This window comes from Chryseobacterium oryzae (assembly GCF_022811665.1).
Taxonomy (GTDB): domain Bacteria; phylum Bacteroidota; class Bacteroidia; order Flavobacteriales; family Weeksellaceae; genus Chryseobacterium; species Chryseobacterium oryzae.
In genome coordinates this window covers 2556854-2580248 of the sequence record NZ_CP094529.1, presented here as the reverse complement: position 1 = coordinate 2580248, position 23395 = coordinate 2556854, and the positions used below count along the sequence as shown (strand labels likewise).

General features: G+C 34.5%; 16 protein-coding genes. 12 read left to right on the top strand and 4 right to left on the bottom strand.

Translation table 11 applies throughout. The annotated features are described in order from the left end of the window. Positions 1–211: 211 nt before the first annotated feature. From MTP08_RS11705 to MTP08_RS11665, 9 genes are all read left to right on the top strand, one after another. Positions 212–1981 (top strand): ComEC/Rec2 family competence protein, encoded by a 1770-nt coding sequence (locus MTP08_RS11705; protein WP_243576103.1) that lies wholly within the window; start codon positions 212–214, stop codon positions 1979–1981. A 131-nt stretch (positions 1982–2112) separates the two neighbouring features. Next, entirely contained in the window at positions 2113–2775 is a 663-nt protein-coding gene (locus tag MTP08_RS11700) for a succinate dehydrogenase cytochrome b subunit (RefSeq protein WP_243576102.1), read from the top strand. 15 nt (positions 2776–2790) lie between these two features. After that, positions 2791–4803, top strand: a complete 2013-nt coding sequence (locus MTP08_RS11695; protein ID WP_243576101.1) for a fumarate reductase/succinate dehydrogenase flavoprotein subunit — start codon at positions 2791–2793, stop codon at positions 4801–4803. Between the two features lie 24 nt (positions 4804–4827). Further along, positions 4828–5595: a succinate dehydrogenase/fumarate reductase iron-sulfur subunit gene (locus MTP08_RS11690; protein ID WP_243576100.1), complete on the top strand. Its 768-nt coding sequence runs from the start codon at positions 4828–4830 to the stop codon at positions 5593–5595. Positions 5596–5843: 248 nt separating this feature from the next. Beyond that, positions 5844–7334 (top strand): TlpA family protein disulfide reductase, encoded by a 1491-nt coding sequence (locus MTP08_RS11685; protein ID WP_243576099.1) that lies wholly within the window; start codon positions 5844–5846, stop codon positions 7332–7334. Positions 7335–7479: 145 nt separating this feature from the next. Next, positions 7480–8886 carry a 23S rRNA (uracil(1939)-C(5))-methyltransferase RlmD gene (gene rlmD / locus MTP08_RS11680; RefSeq protein ID WP_243576098.1) on the top strand — a complete coding sequence of 469 codons (1407 nt, stop codon included), beginning with the start codon at positions 7480–7482 and terminating at the stop codon, positions 8884–8886. Between the two features lie 36 nt (positions 8887–8922). Next, positions 8923–11391 carry a zinc-dependent metalloprotease gene (locus MTP08_RS11675; RefSeq protein WP_243576097.1) on the top strand — a complete coding sequence of 823 codons (2469 nt, stop codon included), beginning with the start codon at positions 8923–8925 and terminating at the stop codon, positions 11389–11391. Between the two features lie 32 nt (positions 11392–11423). Next, positions 11424–11894: a DUF6452 family protein gene (locus MTP08_RS11670; protein WP_243576096.1), complete on the top strand. Its 471-nt coding sequence runs from the start codon at positions 11424–11426 to the stop codon at positions 11892–11894. After that, positions 11860–12522, top strand: coding sequence for a DUF6048 family protein (locus MTP08_RS11665; RefSeq protein ID WP_243576095.1), 663 nt, complete (start codon positions 11860–11862; stop codon positions 12520–12522). Before MTP08_RS11670 ends, MTP08_RS11665 begins: the two co-directional genes overlap by 35 nt. Before the next feature lie 40 nt (positions 12523–12562). On the opposite strand, the gene MTP08_RS11660 is transcribed toward MTP08_RS11665, so the two are convergent. Beyond that, positions 12563–12997, bottom strand: coding sequence for a hypothetical protein (locus tag MTP08_RS11660; protein ID WP_243576094.1), 435 nt, complete (start codon positions 12995–12997; stop codon positions 12563–12565). Between the two features lie 126 nt (positions 12998–13123). On the opposite strand from MTP08_RS11660, the gene MTP08_RS11655 reads away from it, so the two are divergent. Next, complete coding sequence (locus tag MTP08_RS11655) at positions 13124–15142, top strand: M43 family zinc metalloprotease (RefSeq protein ID WP_243576093.1); 2019 nt, start codon at positions 13124–13126, stop codon at positions 15140–15142. Positions 15143–15453: 311 nt separating this feature from the next. Further along, complete coding sequence (locus MTP08_RS11650; protein ID WP_243576092.1) at positions 15454–19161, top strand: GEVED domain-containing protein; 3708 nt, start codon at positions 15454–15456, stop codon at positions 19159–19161. Between the two features lie 112 nt (positions 19162–19273). On the opposite strand, the gene coaE is transcribed toward MTP08_RS11650, so the two are convergent. From coaE to ruvB, 3 genes are read right to left on the bottom strand one after another with little or no spacing between them, the layout of a single operon-like run. Then, positions 19274–19909, bottom strand: a complete 636-nt coding sequence (coaE, locus tag MTP08_RS11645) for a dephospho-CoA kinase (RefSeq protein ID WP_243576091.1) — start codon at positions 19907–19909, stop codon at positions 19274–19276. A gap of 8 nt (positions 19910–19917) precedes the next feature. After that, positions 19918–20784 (bottom strand): MBL fold metallo-hydrolase, encoded by an 867-nt coding sequence (locus tag MTP08_RS11640; RefSeq protein ID WP_209390183.1) that lies wholly within the window; start codon positions 20782–20784, stop codon positions 19918–19920. Positions 20785–20830: 46 nt separating this feature from the next. Then, a complete protein-coding gene (gene ruvB / locus MTP08_RS11635; RefSeq protein WP_243576090.1) occupies positions 20831–21853 on the bottom strand; it encodes a Holliday junction branch migration DNA helicase RuvB in 1023 nt (340 codons plus the stop codon). Between the two features lie 262 nt (positions 21854–22115). Here ruvB and hutI point away from each other — a divergent pair, with 262 nt between their 5' ends. Beyond that, a complete protein-coding gene (gene hutI, locus MTP08_RS11630; RefSeq protein ID WP_243576089.1) occupies positions 22116–23342 on the top strand; it encodes an imidazolonepropionase in 1227 nt (408 codons plus the stop codon). Positions 23343–23395: the final 53 nt, after the last annotated feature.

Below are 23395 nucleotides of genomic sequence, written 5' to 3'. Positions count from 1 at the left end.
GGTAAATCGATTTTCGATTTAATAATCATCACAATAATAAAGAAAATTATTATTGTGTAGAAAGATATAGTTCTTAATAACAAATATTCAAAGTTAGAAAGGTTCATCGAGATTGTTTTTGCAAATATAAATCTTGCAGTGAATTTTTTGCCCTGTTTTTTAAGTTTTATTTTGGTTTTTTAGTAACTTAGTTTGCTAAAACACAAGCGATTTGAAAAAACAGCCTCTTCTAATTGCAGTTATTTGCTTTATTATAGGAATTTTTTTTCAGGATTTTTTTAATCTTGAAAAAGATAGTATTATAGGGATTGTCTTCTTAATAATTTTTCTTTCTTGTTTATTTTACGTTAAAAATACATTCTTATTTAAGATAAGAAATTTAGTATTTGTAATACTTTTTTTCTTTATAGGAGTTTCAGTGCATTATTTCAATAGCAATCATTTCCAAAAGACTAATGTAAAAACCAACAGTACAATCGTTTTTAAACTTTCTAAAAAACTCAACTCGAACGAGAAATATAAAAAGTATGAAGTTTTGGCTGAAGCAGAAAATCAATCCTTTGAAGCCATTGTGAATGTCGATAAAAGTTTGGGAGATTTAGATTTCAATCATTATTATCAAGCAAAAGCATATATTGTTCAGCCGAAGAAACCGGAGTATAATTTTCAGTTCGATTATCAAAAATACCTGTCGAGAAATAATATTTTTTATCTGTGCTACATTAATGGAGAAATTTCTTCTGCAAAAAGACAAGATTTGAGTTTTGATGGAAAAATTAAACAGAAAAGACTGGATGTTCTTCAAAGAATCGATCAATCTGAAATGTCTGCCAAAAGTAGGGAGTTTCTAAAGGGAATTATTTTGGCAGACCGAACAGAAATGGATGCGGAAACAGTTCAGGATTTCAACCGTTCGGGTTTGGTTCATTTTCTGGCTATTTCAGGAACTCATATTGTTGTTATTTTTGGGATTTTTTATTTTTTACTCGCAAGATTTTCTTCTATTTATATTAGGAAATATGCTATTGTAAGCAGTTTGGTTTTCATCTGGATTTTTGCTTTCTTTATTGGATTTGGGAGTTCTGTAGTTCGCTCATGCATGATGTTGAGTGTTTATTTTGGATATGTCATTCTTCAGCGAAAGCCAGATTTGCTACATTCTTTGGCACTTTCAGCTTGGATAATTCTGTTGATTGATACACAGCAGATTTTCGATGTTGGTTTTCAGTTGAGTTTTTTAGCAGTTTGGGGAATTTATTGGCTTAATCAACCTATTTTAAAATATTTTCCTAAGCCCACTAATTATGTTAAAAAATTGCTTTTCAATACAGTTTCTATTTCTCTTTCTGCCCAAATTGCTACTTTGCCTTTGGTTTTGTACTATTTTCATCAGTTTTCGCTTGTGTCTACGATTGCAAATTTTGCTATCGTTCCGTTTTCGGAAATAATTATTGTTTTCTCTTTTGTTATGACCGGTCTGTTTGCCGTAAATATAGAATTTGGGTTTCTTGATTTTATTTATGATGAACTCATTAAAATCTTGCTGAAAGTCATTCATTGGTTTGCAGATTTTGATGCTGTTTTCTTTGAAAATATTTCATTCAGTATCGTTGAGGTCTTATTCTTTTTTATCATTATTTACAGTTTGAGATTTTTGCTTGAAAAATGTAATCAGAAGAGTATTTACAGGTTTGCTTTTACGGTATTTTTATTTCTTTCTGTGAAGATTTCTTTTGATGTTTATGAAAATTATAAAAATGAGGTTCTTGTTTTCAATTACAAGAAAACATCTGTGATAGCTGTTAAAAATGGAGGAAATGCCCTTTTTATAATGAACAAATCAAAGAATGAAGAAAATATTCGGAAATTTATTGTTAATCCATATATTTCTTCCAGAAGAATCAAACATTATCAAATAAAATATGTTTCAGATTCTGTAAAAACTGTTAAAATTGATAAAGATAAATACCCAATCAAATAATTCGGTGAATTTTCTTCCGAAAAAGACCTATCTTATTTAGAAAGATTACAAACTGTGCAATAGTGAGATTTCTCAGTTTTATGTATTGTTAACATTTGCTAATTTTGTGGAAAATCAAATTTAAACTCAATATGGCAGGTTTAACAAGTTCTACAATAGGTAGAAAATATGCTATGGCACTTTCAGCAATGTTTTTGCTGATTTTCTTAGTGATGCATCTCTCTACCAACATGACTTCTGTTTTTAGCGAAGATGTATTTAATCAGGCGTCTCATTTTATGGGATATAATCCGGCGGTGCAGTTTCTTATGCAGCCTATTCTCGCTTTTGCGGTAATTTTCCATTTTGTGATGGGATTTATACTCGAAGCAAGGAATAATAGTGCAAGACCCATTAAGTATGCAAATAACAATGGAGCTGCTAATTCTACATGGATGTCGAGAAACATGATTATCTCTGGAGCTGTAATTCTTGCATTTCTTGCATTACACTTCTACGATTTTTGGTTTCCTGAAATGAATTTTAAATACATTCAGGGGAATACACCGGAAGAAACAAGATATTGGGGAGAGCTTCACCATAAATTTCATGATTTATGGAGAGTAGTTCTTTATGTAGTTGCTTTTGTGCTTTTAGGATTGCACTTAGCTCACGGTTTCCAGTCTTCTTTCCAGTCTATCGGAGCAAGACATCCGAAGTACACTCCAGTGATTAAAGCATTCGGAAACTGGTATTCTATTTTAATTCCGCTTGGATTTATTTTCATTGCAATTTTTCATTACGTAACTCAATAATATCAATATACTAATATGAGTAAATTAGATTCAAAAATTCCAGCAGGTCCGTTAAAAGACAAGTGGAAACATCATAAAGACCATATGAACCTTGTTGCACCAAACAACAGAGATAAGATTGATATTATTGTTGTAGGTACAGGTTTGGCAGGTGGTTCTGCAGCAGCTACTTTAGCTGAGCAGGGATATAATGTAAAAGCATTCTGCTATCAGGATTCTCCAAGAAGAGCTCACTCTATTGCAGCTCAGGGAGGGATCAACGCCGCAAAAAATTATCAGGGAGACGGTGACTCTACCTATAGATTATTTTATGATACTATTAAAGGTGGAGATTACAGAGCTAGAGAAGCAAACGTTTACCGTTTAGCAGAAGTTTCTGCCAATATTATTGACCAGTGTGTTTCTCAGGGAGTTCCTTTCGGTAGAGATTACGGCGGTCAGTTAGATAACCGTTCATTTGGGGGAGTTCAGGTAAAAAGAACATTCTATGCAAAAGGACAAACTGGTCAACAGTTATTATTAGGAGCATATTCTGCAATGAGCCGTCAGATCGGTAAAGGTAGAATTAAGATGTACAACCGTCACGAGATGTTAGAGCTCGTAATTGTAGACGGAAAAGCAAGAGGAATTATCGCAAGAAACCTTGTAACAGGTGAGATCGAAAGACATTCTGCACACGCAGTAGTGATTGCTTCGGGAGGATATGGAAACGTATATTTCCTTTCTACCAATGCAATGGGATCCAACGTTTCTGCAGCTTGGAAAATTCACAAGAAAGGAGCGTATTTCGCAAACCCTTGTTATGTACAGATTCACCCGACATGTATTCCGGTTCACGGAACTCAGCAGTCTAAATTAACTTTGATGTCTGAATCATTAAGAAACTCAGGAAGAATCTGGGTTCCTAAAAAGATTGAAGATTCTGTAGCTATCAGAGAAGGGAAGTTGAAGCCGGAAAATATTAAAGAAGAAGATAGAGATTATTATTTGGAAAGAAGATATCCTGCATTCGGAAACTTAGTGCCTAGAGACGTTGCGTCCAGAGCGGCTAAAGAAAGATGTGATGCCGGATTCGGAATCGAGAATAATGATACTAAAGAAGGGGTTTACCTGGATTTCTCTACAGAAATTATGAAGAAAGGTAAAGAAGCCGCTATCGAAAAACATATTCACAACCCTACAGAGCAACAGCTTTACGATTTAGGTAAAAGCTGGGTTGAGGAGAAATATGGTAACTTGTTCGTGATGTACGAGAAAATTACTGCAGACGATCCTTACAAAACTCCGATGAAGATTTATCCTGCTGTTCACTACACAATGGGTGGCGTTTGGGTTGATTATAATTTACAGTCTACCATTCCTGGATGTTTCGTAATTGGTGAAGCTAATTTCTCAGACCACGGAGCCAACAGATTGGGAGCTTCAGCTTTAATGCAGGGTCTTGCGGACGGTTACTTCGTACTTCCTTATACAATTGCAGATTATCTTTCTGCAGACATCAGAACAGGAGCAATTCCTACCAACTCTCCGGATTTCGATTCTGCTGAAAAAGAAATCAAAGAAAAAGTAGCTTTCTTCCTTAATAATAAAGGAACACATTCAGTAGATTATTTCCATAAAAAATTAGGACACATTATGTGGAATAAAGTAGGAATGGGAAGAACTCCTGAAGGTTTGAGAGAAGCTATTAAAGAGATTGAAGAAGTAAGAAACGATTTCTGGAAAAACGTAAAAGTTCCGGGAGAAGCAGAAGGAATGAATACAGAGTTAGAAAAAGCTTTCAGAGTGGCAGATTTCTTAGAATTGGGTCAATTGATGGCAATTGATGCACTAAACAGAAACGAATCTTGTGGAGGTCACTTCCGTGAAGATCATTCTACTCCGGATGGAGAAGCAGAAAGAGATGATGTAAATTACAAATACGTAGGAGCTTGGGAATATAAAGGTGGAGACATCAATCAGGAAGTTCTTCATAAGGAAGATCTGATCTATGAAAACATCGAAGTTAAAACAAGAAGTTACAAATAATCTCCAATCTATAAATATATCATTATGAGTGCAAAAAAAGGATTACATCTTACACTGAAAATTTGGAGACAAAAAAATAATAAATCTAAAGGTCAGTTTGAGACTTATAAAATATCGGATGTTTCTACAGATTCTTCATTCTTAGAAATGTTGGACATCCTCAACGAGAATTTAATCAACGAAGGAAAAGAACCTATCGCTTTCGACCACGACTGTCGTGAAGGGATCTGTGGAATGTGTTCTCTTTACATCAACGGTAGAGCACATGGTCCGGATACTGGGATTACAACTTGTCAACTTCACATGAGAATGTTCAAAGACGGTGAAACTATCGTTATAGAACCTTGGAGAAGTGCTGCTTTCCCTGTAATTAAAGATTTAATTGTAGACAGAAGTGCATTCGACAGAGTGATGGCTGCAGGTGGTTTTATCTCCGTAAATACTTCAGGAAATACTACTGATGCCAATAATATCCTTGTTCCAAAAGAAGATTCGGATAAAGCTATGGATGCGGCAGCTTGTATTGGATGTGGAGCTTGTGTAGCTTCATGTAAAAACGGATCTGCAATGTTATTTGTAGGAGCTAAAGTTTCTCAATATGCCCTTTTACCTCAAGGTAGAGTAGAGGCAAAAAGAAGAGTTTTGAACATGGTAAAAGCTATGGATGAAGAAGGTTTTGGAAACTGCTCAAATACCGGTGCTTGCGAAGTAGAATGTCCTAAAGGAATTTCTTTGGAGAATATCGCAAGAATGAACAGAGAATATATGTCAGCTTTTGTTGATAGAGGATAAAATAAATTTTAAAGTTTACTAACTTTAGTGAATTAATAAAAAAATCGTCTTCATTAAATTGAGACGATTTTTTTAGTTAAATCTTTCATAAATTAAGGTTTTAAGTTGTCTTTTATACAGTTTAAAAACTTATTTTTGCTACATTATTCAAAATCAAAATGAAATCGAAGATTCAGTCATTCAAAAAAAATAATTATACAATAATGATTAAAAAATATCTTTTGTTGTTTGTCATTGCAATATTTGTAATGTCTTGTTCAAAAAAAGTTGAAGTAAAAGGGAAAATCGCGGGAGGTTCTCCATTAGAAAGAATAGAATTTGTAGAAGCTTCAGGAGTTGCTACATTGCCATTGGTTAATTTGGGGCTAGATAAAGACGGAAATTTTTCCGGAGAGTTTGAAGCTCCTAAAAACGGAATGTACGTAATAAATTATGGAGGTAAACAGAATCTTATTTTCCTTAAAGGAGGAGAAAAAGTAAATATCTCTGGTTCTGCAGCTACTTTTCCCGGAGAATATGTAGTAAATGGTGATGCTAAAAACGATAATGACTTTTTTCAGGCTTGCCAAAAATTTCTCTCAACTTACGGACAAACTTTAAATATTCAAGAGTTAATTAGCGGTGATGAAGCTAAGTTTGTAAAAGGAATGCAAAAAATAGAAGCAGACATCAATAAGAATATCGACGAGAATGTTAAAAAATTCAATCCGGGTAATGAAGTTGTTGATTGGAAGAAAATGGATGCTAAAGTTGCTGTACTTAATCTGATGGTAAATTATGAAATGAGTAAGAAACAAACGTCTAACAATCCTTCTTTCAAAATGGGTAAGGCGTTTACGGATTACGAAAATAAACTTCAGGAAAATAAAGATGCAATGGTAAAAGCAAGTCCGTTTTACAGACAGTATCTTTTAACTAAAATGAGCAGTGATTTCCAAAAGTTTGCACAATCTAAATCTCAGGCAAAAGCAGATCTTACCACTTCTGAAATATTTGTTGATTATTTGAAAACTAAAAAAGATGTCTCTCAAACCGAAAAAGATTATCTTTTGGCATTTGTTATAGCTCAGTCTGATATTCATCCGCAAACTCCGGCTAAAACAGTAGATAAAATTAAAAAGATTATCGAAGAAGAGATTAAAGATTCAACGATTAAGGCAGATTTGAAAAAAATGCAGTTTACTATCGCTGGATTTAAAATTGGTGATGATGCTCCGGAAGCTACTTTGGTAAAACAAGATGGTTCTGCTTATAAATTGAGCGAGAACAAAGGTAAACCTTATATGTTGGTTTTCTACGCTTCTTGGAATCCTTATATTGCAGAAGGTACTGTTCCTGTAATGAAAGAAGTTGTTAATTTTTACAAATCTAAAATGAATTTTGTCTATGTAAATTTAGACGATACCAAAGAACAGTTCATTAAGACAAGTAATGCAATGCTGAAAGGAATTCCGGGAACTAATGTTTACGGAGAGGGAGGTTTAAACTCTGATATTGCTAAGAAATATGGAATTTACAGTTTTAAACTGCCTAATTTCATTATTGTAGATAAAAACGGTAAAATTGCAAGCAGACCATTCGTAAACCTTGGTGATCAGGAGTTGGTTAATATTCTAGATAAGCAAACTGGTTTGTCTGCACCTAAAGTAGAAGCGCAACCACAGCTTCAGCTAGATCCTGCAACTTTCCAAAAAGCTACGAAAGTGGAAGAAGCTCCTAAAGCATCTCAGACAAAATAATTATTACTAAAAAATGATAAACAAAAACCTTGTCTTCGGATAAGGTTTTTTTTATTGTACTTTTGCAATCGATTTGTGCCTGAAAGTTTTAGGCTTTAAATGTTATATAATTAAATAAAGGATTTAAGATCCTGATATCAATTCAATGAAAAAAAAGAAAAATTTAGTTCTTGAAAATATACAGCTGGTTTCTGCCGGAGCAAAAGGTGTAGCAATCGGACGAACCGAAGAAGGTAAAGCCGTTATGGTTTCTGGTGCTATTCCCGGAGATATTGTGAACGTAAGAGTAAAAAAAGCGAAATCTAAATATTTTGAAGGTGAAGCATTAGAAGTAATTCAGCGTTCGCTTTATCGTGTAGAGCCAAAATGTATTCATTTCGGAACTTGCGGCGGATGCAAATGGCAAAATATGAGCTACGAAAAACAGCTCGACTTTAAGCAGGAAGAAGTTTATAACAATATTAAAAGAATTGGCGGAATAGAAAATTTTGAAACGATGCCAATTTTAGGATCAGAAGAACAATATTTTTATCGTAACAAAATGGAATTTTCTTTTTCTAATTCCCGTTGGCTTACGCAGTATGAAATCAGTTCCGAGGAAAATTTCGGCAACAGAGATGCTCTTGGCTTTCATATTCCGGGAATGTGGAGCAAAATTTTAGATTTAAAAGAATGTTTTCTTCAGGAAGATCCGTCTAATTCAATACGTTTGGCGGTGAAAGAATATGCGGTAAAAGAAGGCTTAGATTTTTTCGATGTTAAAAATCAGGAAGGTTTTCTAAGGACATTAATGATGAGGCAAAACTCAAAAGGGGAGTGGATGATACTTTTTCAATTATACAGAGAAGAAAAAGAGAACAGAGAAAAACTTTTCGCTTACCTGTTAGAAAAATTTCCGCAGATTAAAACATTAGTATATGCGATTAATCCTAAACAAAATGATTCTATTTATGATTTAGACATTCATGTTTATTTTGGTGAAGGATTTTTAATGGAAGAAATGGATGGCTTGAAATTTAAAATAGGACCTAAATCATTCTTTCAAACCAACTATAAACAAGCTTTGGAGTTGTACAGAAAAACATTGGAATTTGCTGATCTTAAAGGTGATGAAGTTGTATACGATTTGTATACAGGAACCGGAACAATTGCCCAATATGTAGCAAGAAATGCAAAACAGGTAATTGGTATAGAATCTGTTCAGGAAGCTATAAACGCGGCAACAGAACACGCCGAATTAAATGGACTTACCAATACTACTTTCTATTGTGGAGATATGAAAGATGTTTTTACAGAAGAATTTTTAGCCAGTCATCCCAAAGCAGACGTTTTAATTACAGATCCTCCAAGAGACGGAATGCATCAAAAAGTGGTAGAGCAGATTTTAAAGTTAGCACCCGAAAAAGTTGTGTATGTAAGCTGTAATTCTGCAACACAGGCAAGAGATTTGGCTCTCATGAAAGACGATTATCAACTTGTGAAAATTCTTCCGGTAGATATGTTTCCACAAACACATCATGTGGAGAATATTGCTCTTTTAATAAAGAAATAATTAATTAAATTTGGTTCTACATTCAATCACATAAACATGGCAAAATACTGTAAAACACTGTTGCTTTTTGGTACTTTAATGCTTTTTCAGCAAAATGTCTTTTCTCAGATTAAAGATTCTGTTGCCATAAAAACAGATACTCTTAAGGCTAAAAAAGATGATAAAGAGAAAAAGAAAAGTTCAATAAAATCTTTTAAAGAAATTATTACCGATAAAGCGGTTTCGGATGAAGGTGTTTTTACAGTACATAAAGTAGAAGATAAATATTACTTTGAAATTCCGGATTCAGTTCTTAAAAAAGAATTTCTACTTGTAACAAGACTTACAAAAGCAGCAGCAGGAATGCGTTCCGGAAATTCGGGTTATGCGGGAGATCAAATTGGGCAGGAAATTATCGCTTTTGAAAAAGGTCCGAAAGATAAAATTCTCCTCCGCTCTATTTCTTTTGTAGATTATGCTAAAGATTCTACTTCGGATATGTATAATTCGGTGACGAGAAATAATGTACAGTCCATCATCAAGTCTTTCGATATTAAAGCGTATGGAATCAACAAAAACTCGTCAGTTATTGAGGTAACAGATATTTTGAATTCGGATAATGAGCTCACTTCTTTTTCGGTTTATACCAAAGAAAATTATAGAATTGGATCTTTTCAGAAAGATATGTCATTCATTAATTTTGTAAAATCATTTCCTACCAATGTAGAAATTAATACCACTAAAACTTTTGCAAGAACAGCAGGAAGAGCTAATCCGCTTATAAAAGAAACTCCAAAAGTGAGTGGTAATTATACAGTAGAAATTAATTCTTCTTTTGTTTTGCTTCCGGAAAATAAAATGCAGCCAAGGTTTTTTGATCCCAGAGTAGGATATTTTACAGTAGGATATACAGATTTCGATCTGGATCCTCAAGGCGTGAAAAGAATTTCCCTCATAAAAAGATGGAGACTAGAGCCAAAACCTCAGGATTTGGCAAAATACAATAGAGGAGAATTGGTTGAGCCGGCAAAACCAATAGTTTTTTACATTGATCCTGCCACTCCTAAAAAATGGGTTCCTTATCTTATTCAAGGGGTGAATGATTGGCAAAAAGCTTTTGAAAAAGCAGGATTTAAAAATGCCATTTATGCAAAAGTTCCGGATCCGAAGGTAGATACCGAATGGAGTCTTGAAGATGCAAGATTTTCTGCCATTGTTTACAAACCTTCTGATGTGCCTAATGCTTCCGGTCCATCCATTTCAGATCCCAGAACAGGAGAAATAATGGAAAGTCATATCAACTGGTATCACAATGTAATGTCACTTCTCAGAAACTGGTATTTTATACAGGCTTCACCCAACGATCCCAGAGCCAGAAAAATGGAATTCGATGAAAAACTGATGGGTGAACTCATCCGTTTTGTTTCTTCTCATGAAGTTGGTCATACTTTAGGTTTAAGACATAATTATGGTTCGAGTTCAACGGTTCCGGTTGAAAAACTAAGAGATAAAAAATGGTTGGAAAAAAACGGACATACGCCATCTATTATGGATTATGCAAGATTCAATTATGTGGCACAACCTGAAGATAATATCGGAGCTTCGGGTATTTTTCCAAGAATTGGAGATTATGACAACTGGGCAATAGAATGGGGTTACAAAAGATTTAATCAGTTTAAAACTCCGGTTGCCGAAAAAGAATTTTTAAACAAATGGGTGATTAAAAATTTAAAAAATGAAAGATTGTGGTTCGGTACGGAAACCAATCCTTTAGATCCGAGGTCACAAAGTGAGCAGGTAGGAGATAATGCGATGATTGCAAGTGCTTATGGAATAAAAAATCTTAAAAGAATTGTTGATAATCTAAACGAATGGACAAAAACTCCTAATGAAGACTATGAAAATCTTGGGATGATGTACGATCAGGTAACTTTACAGTTCAGAAGATATTTGGGACATGTTTCTAAATATATTGGCGGACAAATGGAAACTCCAAAAACAGTGGAGCAATCTGGCAGTGTTTATGAAGTCGTTGCTAAGAAAGATCAACAGGAAGCCATGAAATTTCTTTCGGAAAATATTTTTGTTACTCCTCAGTGGTTGCTGAAAGAAGATATCTTTCAAAAAACAGGCAGAACTCCGGTAAAAACTGTTGAAGAAATTCAAAATAGTGTTCTGGGAAGAATATTGAGTCCACTGGTGCTGCAAAGTCTTTATCAGACATCTGCTGTAGACACCAATGCATATTCGTTAACAGATTTGTTTTCTGATCTTAATAATTCTATCATTAAAAAAGATAAGCTTGATGCTTTCGGAAGAAATCTACAGCGAAATTATGTTGAAAATCTGATGAAATATGCAGATGTGAAAAATATGGATAAAACCGATGTTTCATCTATTGTTAGAGGAAATTTAATGGCTATTAAAAAAGATCTTTCAGAAAGAATTTCAACTGCGGATTTGGTGAATAAATATCACTACGAAGATTTGGTTTTCCGTATAGAAAAAGCTTTAGATCCTAAATAGAGATTAGCTTCGCATCATATTAAATTAAATGTATGAAATATTTAAAATTAACTCTTTTGCTTTTTGTTTTTTCATCGGTTATTTCCTGTGGCGGAGATGATGATATATGCGAAAACGGCGAAGGAACACCTCGTATGAAAATGATGTTTAAAACAGGTGGAAAGGTTACGAAATTAGATTCTATAAAAGTATTTGCCAATTTAGGAAACTCAATAGTCGATTTTGGGTGGAGAACAAAAGTAGATTCTGTTTTTGTACCATTAAGAGTAGACGATTCTCCTTACACGGAGATTTACATAAAAACTTCGGCTAAAAAAGATTCTTCAAAAATCAGGGTAAATTATACCGCTAAATCTATTTATGTTTCTCCAGGTTGTGGGGTAAAAAGAAATTACGAAAACCTGAATTCAGTTTTATTATTATCAAATTCTGTTAAAAGTCTTGAACAGGGACAAAATTTTATTCAAAATGAAGAAAAAACCAATTTATATCTTAATTTTTAGCATAATGGGCATTATTTCTGCCTTTGCACAGGAGAAAAAAGATGCCGAAAAGCCAAAATGGAAATATGAACCCAACTTTATGATAGGTTTGGATGTTTTAAATACAGGAGTTTCTTTTTTTTCGGACAGACAGCTTTTTCAAGGGTTCATTTCATCAAAAATTAAAGATAATCTTCATGGAGTTGTAGAAGCTGGTTATGATAAAAATATTTATGATAAAAATGGGTACGATGCCAAAGCCAGCGGTCCTTTCATGAAAGTTGGAGCTCTTTATATGCTGGCTCGCGACAGAGAAAACGATTTTAATGGTTTCTACGGTGGCGGAAAAATTGGAGGGTCATTTTACAAACAAGAATATATGGCAATACCTGTACGGGGATTTGGTGGAAATAGCTTTGCGGTTTCAATGCCTTCTTCATCGCAGTCGTCATTTTGGATAGAAGCAAGTCTTGGAGGAAGAGTGCAGTTATTTGAAACCAATTTTTATATTGATGTCAATATGCAGCCTCACTATTTAGTATATACAAGTAAACAAGATGAAGTGATGCCAATGATAGTTCCCGGATTTGGTAGAAGTTCTTCAAAATTCAACATGGGTTTTGCATGGAATATAGCATATAAATTTTAGAAGGAATTAAAATTATCAACAAAATAAAAAAGAGCAGTTTTTAATTGCTCTTTTTGTTTTCTGTAAGTTTTCGAATTAAATCATAAAGATTTTTGAGTTCTTTAGGCGGATTTCCCGAATCGAAAGTGGTAGAATGATATTCTTTTCCATCTTTTGTTATGGTTATTACGGATGCTAATGCAGCATCTGTGAATCTTTTAGTGCTTGTAGATTCAAAAGTAGATATTTTGTTAAAATCTATTTCGTTGGCAGTTTTTACAATAGAATTCCAGTCAGATAATAATATTGGCGATGTAGCATTATTACCATTTACAGATTTTTCGATATTTTCCGGCGTCCATTTAAAAACTCTTTGTGTTCCTCGAGTTGTTTCAGAAAGAATAATTGAAGTAACTGTATGTTGTGCTACTTGGGATTTGCTTTTACAGTTAAAAGCTACAAGAATCAACGCTAAAAAGAAGGTTAAATTTTTCATTTTTTGATGATAAGTATAATTGTTTGGATTTTGATATGCAAATTAAGTTTTTTTTAATTAAACTAATTGTTAATATAATATGGTTATTATATTATATTTGTAAAGATTTAATTTAATTTTTATAAAATGAGAAATTATACGATTTCAAAAGTATTTTTCGTTTTATCAGCTCTTTTATGTTCATTTTATTATGGACAAAAATTGGAAGGAGGGCTGTTATTCGGAAAGGCTTACACAGTTGATGAAATTAGAGATGCTAATGGTATAATGCGATGTGCATCTACTGGTTATGAGAAGTTTTTGCAGGATAAATATCCAAGCAGAATGAGCAATGCGCAATTCGAAGCGTGGCTTAAACCTCTTATTGAAAATTCAAAGCAGAGCAAATCTCAAAATGGGGGGATTATAACAATTCCCGTTGTGGTACACGTAATACATTCAGGGCAAGATTACGGTGTTGCTCCTAATATTACGGATACTCAGATTCAGTCTCAAATTACTGTAATGAACAACGATTACAGAAAACGTGTTAACACTCCTGGTTATAATTCTAATCCTGTAGGAGCGGATATTATGATTCAGTTTGAGTTAGCGAAAGTAGACCCGAATGGAAATCCTACCAGTGGAATTGATAGAACTAATTTATGCTACGATATTTGGACACAAGCAGGTGTTAATTCGTATGTTAAACCACGTACAATCTGGGATCCTACCAAATATATGAATATGTGGAGTGTTAAGTTTGGAGGAGCTAATTGGGATCTTTTAGGATATGCACAATTTCCATCAAATTCCAATTTACCAGGTTTAAATGCAAATGAAGGTTTGGCTTATACAGATGGTGTAGTAGCTAACTATTCTGCCTTTGGAAGTATTGATTATAATGATGGAACTTTTATTCTGGATGCAACGTACAATAGTGGTAGAACTATGACCCATGAAGTGGGGCACTTTTTAGGATTGAGACATATTTGGGGAGATCAATCTTGTGGAGATGATTTCTGTGCAGATACTCCTGTACATGAAACTGCAAATAGCGGCTGTCCTGCACATCCTAAGTCTAATAGTTGCGGTACTTCAGATGAGATGTTCGAAAATTATATGGATTACACGGTAGATGCTTGTATGAATATTTTTACTAGTGATCAAAAAGACAGAATCACTGCGGTCATGAACAATTCGCCGAGAAGAATGGAGCTTAAATCTTCAACTACAAATATGGCAATTCCTCTTTTTGCCAACGATGCAGAGGTGAAACTTGAAAGGAGTTGTTCAACTGAGAATTCTACTTGCGGAGGGAATGCGACAAAAAATATTAAAATATCATTGTATAATAGAGGAAATACAATAATGACCTCGGCAGTTATTACTTATGGTGTAGGAACAAATACTCAAACATACAATTGGACTGGAAGTTTAGCTCCTAGTCGTTATGCGTTAGTAACATTAAATGTTCCAGGTACTATGCCTACTGGGAATATGACTGTTTCTGTTAATACAGTTAACGGGTCTGCCGATCAAAGAGCTTCAAACAATTCTTTTACAACATATTTTGTAGGATCAGGAGCGGTAAATGCAGAGCAAGGTACATTTACTTTTACATTACAGAGAGATAATTATGGATCTGAAACGAGTTGGAATTTATCTAATTCTTCAGGTGCTGTAATTTATAATGGAGGACCATATTCAAATAGCTCACCCACAGGTCCACTACCTTCGCTAATTACTCAAACATGGACATTAGCTCCCGGATGTTATACTTTTACAATAAATGATTCTTATGGAGATGGTATTTATGATACCGGAGGTTATTATAATCTTAAAGATTCTCAAAATAATCTTGTTTTCCAAGGAACAAGTTTTGGTACAATACAAAAAAGAGCTGTAAATATTACTGTTTTATCTACAGGAGAAACTAAAATTGAAAAGGTGGAAATTTATCCAAATCCTGCTACCGATGTTTTAAATATTACAAAGGTTTCGGATAATGCTAAATTCGATATTTACAATGCAGTGGGGCAGTTAGTTAAAACTGGCGAAATTAAAGGAAACAAAGTTGTAATTAGCGAACTTGTAAAAGGAGCTTATATTATTACAGTGAAAGACAAAGATATTTCAGAAAAATTGAAATTTATTAAGAAGTAATTTTTTATATTAAATACTAAAAATCCTCAGATAATTTCTGGGGATTTTTTTTATATATAGAACGGAATGTTGGAATTGATACCATTATATTAAAAAAATAAATACTTATACGTGAATAATTGCAAAAAATTATTAGATTTGTATTTAAAACAAAAATTAAAAAGCCTATGCATTAAATCTATCTTTTGTAATCATTATTAATAAGTAAAGATTGTTAACCTTTCTAATATAGTAGGCTAATAATCATTATAATCAAATCTGTAAACCTTGTTTCATTTCAAATATCCTAAAGGATTAAATATTTTAATAATATGAAGAAACTTTTATTCACGTTGGCTTTTATGTTTGCCTTTCTAGGAAATATAAGAGCACAAACCTTTCAAATTGGAGGAGGTACACAAACAAGTAATTATCTCCCCTTATATTCTTGCTATGGATATAATTATTCTCAGCAAATATATACAGCAGCAGAAATGACAACTGCAGTGGGAGCAAATACATATATTACTGCCATTAAGTTCTTTGTGTCTACAACTGCTTCTACACAAGCGAATTATAACCAATGGGTTGTTTACATGGGGAATACTGCGCAGAATGATTTTGCTACCACCACAAGTTGGGTACCGGTTGCAAATATGCAGCAAGTATACTCAGGCACACTTCCTACAATGACTAATGGTGCATGGGTAACTATTCCACTAACAACTCCTTTTGTTTGGGATGGTACAAGTAATTTGGTAATTGCTGTGGACGAAAATTCTCCTAACTATTCTTGTACACAAAATTGGGGATCATATAATGCAGGTTCCAATAGAGGAATTTTATATTATAGTGACAGTACAAATCCTAATCCGGCTTCTCCGCCTACAGCTATGAGAAGAGAAACTGGAATTCCAAGATTACAATTCACGGCGTTCAATTTACAACCCTGTACAACTGCTCCTCCAACTGGTATAGCTGTGGGAGGTTTAACATCAACATCGGCTGTTGTAAGTTGGAATCCTGCTATTGGAGCTACCTATGTTTTGAGATATAGAACAACTCCTGGAGGAACTTGGACTACTGTAAATATTACAACACCTTTAACCTATAGTTATACTATTCCAGGGCTTAACGAGAGTACAGCTTACGAAGTAGAAATGGCTACAATTTGTGGAGGTAGTCAGGGAGCATTTTCTACAGCTGTACCCTTTACTACTCCTGCAATATCATATTGTACTTCTGCTCCAACATATATTTCAACGGTTTATGAATATATTTCGAATGTAACTGTAAATCCTACAGGAGGAACTCCTATGGTGAGTAATTCTACTACACCGCCACCTTTTTACACGGATTATACTACAGACCCTACAAGACTTATTACATTATATAGAGGTACTTCAAACAATTCTATTTCAGTAACAAAAACATACCCAAATTCTCTTTGGAGTGCTTCTGCAAGAGCTTGGATTGATTTTAACAGAGATGGTATTTTTAATGATAATCCTATAGGAACACCTGGTGGAGAAAGAGTATTAGATTCACCATCAAATCAGACTCTATTAGTGAACGGTACATTTACGGTACCTGGAACAGCCGCACAAGGGGCTTATATGGGTAACCTTCCTGTAAGAATGAGAGTTATTTTAAGAGAGAGTGATGTTCCTACTCCTTGTGGAGCGTTCTCTTATGGTGAAGTTGAAGATTATAATGTTAAGCTTGTAGATTTACAGCCGTGTACAACTGCTTCTCCAACACCTCTCAATGTAACTACTCCTAATGAAAGTACTGCTATTGTGTCATGGACCCCTACATCTGGAGCAAATTATGTAATAAGATGGAGACTTAATCCTAACGGACCATGGTTACCATCGGCAACAGGTCAAGCTTTGCCTACAGGTACACCAACCGGTCAGAGTTTTTATACAATAACTGGTTTAACAGAACAAACTACTTATCAGGTTCAGGTTCAGACGATTTGTAATGGTACTTCAGGATCTTTTGGTTCTACTACAAACTTTACAACTCCTCCTTTAACCTATTGTACAATGATAGGTACAGGGTCTAACGACTACATTTCTAATGTAACCGTTACACCTATTAACTTACCTGTTGTAAGTAATACAACACTTCAAACGAATTATGCAAGTTATACCACTCCGGTTATTAACTTGGAAATTGGATCGGTAGGAAATCAGATTTCAGTAGGAAAAGCTTGGGCTACCTCTACCAATGCTGATGCAGTTACTGCTTGGATCGATTATGACAGAAATGGAGTATTTGATAATAGTGAAAGAATTTTAATTTCTCCATCTAATACTACTACGCCAGTAACAGCAACATTTAATGTGCCTTTTACAAATGTTTATACAGGACCATATACTACAACGATGAGAGTAGCTTTAAGAAAAGGAAGTGCTCCAGTTATGTGTACAGGTCCGGTAGATGGTGAAGTAGAGGATTATGCGGTAAAATTGAGACCATGTAGTAATGCTCAACCGGGTACTCCTACTTTCAATACCATTACGCATACTACTGCCAATATAACATGGACACCTGCTGCAAATAACTTAAATTATGTGATCCAATACAGACCTGTTACCAATCCTGCGTCTGCATGGACATCAATTTCAATATCTTCAGTAAGTGGTGTGCCGCCATATCAATTAACAGGTCTTACTCCTGCTACACAATATGAGGTTCAGATTGCGGCACGTTGTGGCTCTACAAATGGTACTTTCACACCTGTTAGATCATTCACGACAAGATGTGATCCTAATCCTCCAACTGTTGTTGTAAGCAATGTTACAGCAAATTCAGCAGTGGTTACTTGGAATCCATTAGTTCCTAGTGCAACATATGTAATCAGATACAGACCAGTAGGTTCTCCAACTTGGATTACTCCTACTGCACCACTTCCTCCTGCAAATTCAATTACTCTTAACGGATTAAGCTCATATGTAACATATGAAGTTCAGGTTGCTAATGTCTGCGTTGGGGAAACAAATCCAAATCAATGGTCAAATCCTCAGGTGTTCACTACGATAAGATTATGTGAAGTACCACCTCCAGGACTTACTATTACTCAGTTGAACCCTACAACAGCAGAGGTTGTGTGGGATGCATTTACAGGTCAGGGATCTACAGGATCTTATATTTTGAGATATAGAAAAGTTGGAATTCCAAGCTGGACTACAGTAACGGTAAATACAAATACCTATACAATTACTGGTTTGTTGGAATTAACCAAATATGAAATGCAGGTTGCTAACGTTTGTAGTGGTACGCCAGGTAATTATACACCTCCTTACTATTTTACAACACCTACTGTTACCTATTGTCCAGTTTCAGCAGGAAGTTCAACTACCGAATATATTTCGCAGGTAAAAGTAACACCAACAGGTAAGCCTGTAATGACTAATGCTTCTAATGCTTCAACGTATACTTTCTTTAATTCAGATCCTAAAACCTTTATTGAATTAATTCAAGGTTCAACAGGTAATCAGATTGTTATCAATAAAACTTTAGCTTCTGACTCTGGATTAGCAGTATGGATTGATTTCAATAGAAATGGAGAATTCGATTTAAATGAGAGAATTTTAGCTGACGGTCCTAACTCTAATGCTACAGCATCGGCTACATTTACGGTTCCTGCAGATGCATTTGTTAGTATGACAGATTATAAGTATGTCATAATGAGAGTTGCCATGGCAAAAGGAGCTATCCCGGTAAACTGTACAAGTTTTGCCAGCGGAGAGGTAGAAGATTATGTAGTTAGAATTTCTAAGTTGCCGGTTGATAATGCTATCAATCAGACAGATATTCTTATCTATCCAAACCCTGTTAAAACGGTATTGAATGTTAAAAACATCAGCAAAAAAGCAAATTATAAAATTTATAGTGCAGCTGGTCAGTTAATTTCAAGTGGAATTATCTTAAACAATAAGATAGATGTAAGCAGATTAATTAACGGAATGTATGTAATCGACATTGATGATGTTAAGGGTACAGCTCAGAAGAAATTTATTAAAGAATAATAAATCATCTTAAAATAGAATAAGCTCTCAGAAATGAGAGCTTATTTTTTTGTTATCATATCAAGAAAAATTAAAAAGCCACTGAAAATAATCAATGGCTATTTGTAAAAAATTACTCAATCTCAAAAATAATTTTTTCGGTTTGATCTTTTAAATCATCCAGACCGGTATTATTATAAATTAGAAAATCTGCTATTTTAATTTTTTCCCTTTCAGGCATTTGTTGTTCCATGACAGACTGTACTTCTCGATAAGTTTTACCGTCACGATCCATCACTCTTTTTATTCTGATGTTATCTTCGGCAGTAACTAAAATAGATTGATAACACTGCTTGTTCAGTTTTAATTCAAATAATAAAGCGGTTTCTTTAAAGATTAAATATTGGGTTTGCTTATTTACCCATTTTTCAAAATCAATACGCACAGCGGGATGAATAATCTCATTTAATTGCTGAAGAAGTTCTTTGTCATTAAATACCTTTTCAGCAACAAATTTACGATTGTATAATCCGTTTTGTAGGTAAGATTCTTCGCCTAAAAGTTCTTTTATTTTTGATTTTAAATCATCATTATCATTCACGATTTCTTTTGCACGGTCATCTGAATAATATACCGGAAAACCACAATTTTCAATAAACTTTGCAACTGTAGTTTTTCCTGAACCAATTCCTCCTGTTAAACCAATTATTTTGGAAGCAGATAAGGGATCTGGCTCACTTTTCTGATTTTCTGAATGTATTTCTTCCATAATCAAAATCAATATCCAAAAACATCGTTAAATGTGAAAGTCTGATCCAGACGAACTCCTTTTTCAGTCATTTTCAGACTTGCCAGTTCGTTATGTGCATCGTGTTCAAAAAACAGAAGATAATCATTATCAACGCATTGTTTCAGGAATTTTGCCTTTTCTTCAATGGTTAAAAGAGGTCTTGTATCATAACCCATTACATAAACCTGAGGAATATGCCCGGTTGTCGGAATTAAATCTGCTGCAAAAACTATCGTTTTTTCCTGATATTGAATTACCGGAAGCATCTGTTTTTCTGTATGACCATCCACAAATATTACATCCATTTTCAAATCCGGAGCAAAACCATAATTTCCGTTGGTTGGTAGCGGTAAAAAATTCAGCTGTCCGCTTTCCTGAATTGGGATGATATTTTCTTTCAGAAAACTTGCTTTTTCTCTTGCATTGGGTTCAGTTGCCCATTGCCAATGGTTTTCATTCGTCCAGAAATGAGCATTTTTAAAGGCTGGTCTGTATCCGGATTTATCGTCATTCCATTCAATAGCTCCACCGCAATGATCAAAATGGAGGTGCGTTAAGAAGACATCGGTAATATCATCTCTCACAAAACCATACTTTTTTAAATTATTATCTAAAGTATCATCTCCCCAAAGAGAATAATGACCAAAGAATTTTTCGTCCTGCTTATTTCCAAGACCACAGTCGATTAAAATGAGTTTTTTGCCATCTTCCACAAGCAAAGATCTTGTTCCGAGTTCAATTAAATTTCTTTCGTCTGCAGGGTTGGTTTTTTCCCACAGACTCTTCGGGACGACTCCGAACATAGCTCCGCCGTCAAGCTTAAATTTTCCGCATTGGATCGGGTATAGTTTCATATTTTATATATTTTAGTCTAAATGTTTTGTGTTTTATAGAAATTTATCAAAATAATTCTCCCGGATTTTTTGGCTTAGCAATATTCAAATGCTTATAAGCTTTTTCCGTCACCTCACGCCCTCTCGGTGTTCGGATGATAAACCCTTCCTGAATAAGAAAAGGTTCATAAACCTCCTCCAGCGTTTCAGGATTTTCTGCAATAGATGTTGCTAAAGCAGAAATTCCCACAGGTTTTCCTTTGAAATTTTCGATCATTACCCGCATAATTTTGTTATCCATTTCGTCCAGACCAAATTCATCCACATTCAAAGAGTTTAAAGCATATTTGGTAATCTCTATTTCAATTTCTCCATTTCCTTTGATTTCCGCAAAGTCACGAACTCTTCTCAAAAGTGCATTGGCAATTCTGGGCGTTCCACGGCTTCTTCTGGCGATTTCTATTGCCGCATCTTCATATATTTTTACACCTAAAACTCTCGCACTGCGGATGATTATCATTGATAATAATTCAATGGTATAATATTCCAGTCTGCTTTGAATTCCAAATCTTGCCAACATAGGTTTTGTAAGCATTCCGCTTCTGGTAGTTGCTCCAACCAAAGTAAAAGGATTCAAGCCAATCTGTACACTTCTTGCGTTCGGACCGGTTTCCAGCATAATATCAATCTTATAATCTTCCATTGCAGAATACAGATATTCTTCTACAACAGGGGAAAGCCTGTGGATTTCATCAATGAAAAGCACGTCGTTTTCCTCAAGATTCGTCAGTAAGCCGGCTAAACTTCCAGGTTTATCTAAAACAGGACCGGAGGTAATTTTGTAACTTACTCCTAATTCATTGGCGATAATATTGGCTAAAGTGGTTTTTCCTAATCCTGGCGGACCGTGCAGAAGCACATGATCAAGTGCTCCACCGCGTCTTTTGGCGGCGGTAACAAAGACTTCGAGATTTTCCAGTGTTTTTCTCTGTCCTGCAAAATCCTTGAAGCTTTGCGGGCGGATTTTTTCTTCCTGCAGAAGCTCCTCGTCAGAATAATTGTCTTTATCTGGATGTAAAAAATCAGGCATTAATTCAGTTTCATTTACCGTAAAGATAAGAAATTTAGGCTAAGATTTAAATTGAGAATAATATTAATTCTAAAGCAAATTAAACTTTAGATTTGTAAGCAGAATTTGTGATTTATAAGATTGATATATTTTAAGTATTTTTGAGAGGAAAATTTTAAAAACAAAAATGATCAGTTTATAACGGTTTGAAATGTATTCCAAGTAAAATTTTTAAAAAGTTATAGCATCATTTTTACTCAAATTTTAGCTTTAAAATAAATCAATGAAACTTATAGGTCCATTCAAACAGGTTGTAACCCTTTCCCATCTTCCTTTAAGAGGAAAACTTTCTGACGAGCAGCTGGAAATTATACCCGATGGCGGAATTTTAATTCAAAACGGCAAAATTCTGCATATCGGAAATTTTGAAGCTCTGAAATCTGAGAATCAAAATATAGAAATAGAAACAGTAGAAGGGGAGCAGATTGTGCTTCCTGCTTTTGTAGATTCTCATACGCATATCTGTTTCGGAGGTAACAGAGCCAATGATTTTGCCATGCGTAATGCCGGAAAAACTTATCTGGAAATTGCCGAAAACGGCGGTGGTATCTGGAGTTCGGTTCTGCATACAAGAAATGCTTCCGAAGAAGAATTACTGAAAACTTTAGTTGAAAGAATTAATTTTTTAATTTCTTTGGGAATTACCACCATTGAAATAAAAAGCGGGTATGGTTTAGATGTAGAAAATGAGCTGAAAATGCTTAGAATTATAAAGAAAGCTCAGGAGCAGACAAAAGCTACTTTGGTTCCTACATGTCTGTCTGCACATTTGAAACCGAGAGATTTTGAAGGAACAAATGGAGAATATCTGAATTATATTTTGAGTAAAATTCTTCCGAAAGTAAAAGAAGAGAAATTAGCCAAACGAGTTGACATTTTTATTGAAAAATCGGCATTTCAACCTGAGGAAAGCAAAGAATTTTTGCTTAAAACTAAGGATTTAGGTTTTAATATTACCGTACATGCGGATCAGTTTACTTCCGGAAGTTCCAGAATTGCAGTAGAAGTGGGTGCTAAATCTGCAGATCATTTGGAAGCTACTATTGATGAAGATATTGCGTTTTTGGCAAAATCTGACACGGTTGCAACTGCTTTACCGGGTGCAAGTTTAGGTCTAGGCGAAAAGTTTACTCCTGCAAGAAAACTTTTGGATGCCGGAGCAATATTGGCAATTGCAAGCGACTGGAATCCCGGTTCTGCACCAATGGGAAATTTAATTACGCAAGCATCAATCTTAGCAACATTTGAAAAATTGACAACGGCTGAAGTTTTGGCGGGAATTACTTTTCGTGCTGCGTTTGCTCTAGGTTTGGAAGACAGAGGAAGATTGACAGAAGGTTTTAAAGCTGATTTTGTAACTTTTAAAACAAGTAATTTCCAGAATGTTCTTTATAATCAAGGAAGTTTGAAAGCGGAAAATGTGTATGTCGATGGACTTAAAACTAATTGAAAAAAATAACAAATTACTTTAACTCAATTATTGTACTAATTATTCTTCAATAT